The organism is Dietzia sp. CW19 (genome assembly GCF_014145265.1).
GTDB lineage: Bacteria > Actinomycetota > Actinomycetes > Mycobacteriales > Mycobacteriaceae > Dietzia > Dietzia natronolimnaea.
Window position 1 is genome coordinate 1 of sequence record NZ_JAALEE010000319.1, and the last position, 1,247, is coordinate 1,247.

The 1,247-nt window shown below is 66.4% G+C and carries 1 pseudogene; it reads left to right on the forward strand.

The window, feature by feature from the left end:
* Positions 1 to 1,247 (forward strand): annotated as a pseudogene (locus G6021_RS10035) (hypothetical protein); the annotation flags it as partial.

The window sequence follows — 1,247 nt, forward strand, 5'->3', positions numbered from 1 at the left end:
GCTTTCAGAAAGGCGTCCCAAACATCCGCCCCCGCCAACGCACAAGACAACACTCAGAACCAGTTTCAAGACTTCAACAACGACTGCCGCACTGGCGAGCACGACGGCGAGTTCTTCGACGGCGGCCTGCTCGGGGGCACCGGTGTCGGCGACTGGCTACGCGATTCCGCCCACGCCGGCGGCCTGAGAGAGTCGGTGACGGCACTTCCTCGCGCCGCCGTGTCCGGGGCGTGCATCACCGCGGGCGCGGCGCAGCACCCCGGCGATGCGATCCAGGCCGTCGCCGACGAGATGTGGGACGGCAAACTGGCCGGGATCGTCCGCGAGATTAAAGACGGAAACCCCGCCGTCATCGGCTACACGATGACGCTGTGGACGAAATTCAAGCTCAGTCCGGAGGCCCTGGAGCTGTCGTCGGGCGGCATCAACAACATCGTGTGGCAGGGCGCCGTCGCCGGACTGGCGTTGAGCCTGACGATCGGGCTGCTGAAAGTCGCCTCGACCCGGCGGCAAGGCTCCGGCGAGGCGATGGAGGACGCGGCCTCGGCATACGGGCGGTACTTGCTCTACGGCGCGTTGGTTCCATCATTGGCGATCCCGGCGATTATGGCGCTCGACGCCTTCGCTGACGTCCTGGTCAACACCTATATCGCGGACTCGGGAGACTTCACCAAGATCACCGAAGCGGTGACGATCGGGGAGGAAATGAACCCGATCCTGGTCCTGGTGTTCGTGCTCATTTCCCTGATCGGCTCGCTGGCAATGTGTCTGGCAATGGTCATGCGGATCATCTTGCTGCCCATCCTGATCGGTCTGATGCCGATCTTCGCGGCGTGGGCGATCGGGCGAGCGGGGCGATTCACCGTGGAGAACGCGATGGGGGTCCTCGTCGCGTTCGGGCTGCTGAAGGTGGCGGCGGCGTTTGTCTACATGTCGGCGGTGTGGGCGGCGTTGACTCTCGACGGGTCCGAGGAGAACAAGCTGGTCTCCCTGGTGATTTTCGGGGCTGCCGGGCTCTGCGCACCCGCTCTGCTGGCGATCATCCTGCCTCAAATGAAGGGCCAAGCCGGCGGATCGGCGAGCGCGCTGGGAGGTGTGGCTCTTGGGGCGACCGGGGCGGTCGTGGGCACAACGATCGCTGCGGCAAGCACTAGCGGGGCCGGCGCTGTAGCTGCGGGCGGCGCCGCCTTGGGCGCAGGCGGCTCCGCCCTCGGACTCAGCGACGGGGGAAGCGGCGGAACCGGCGG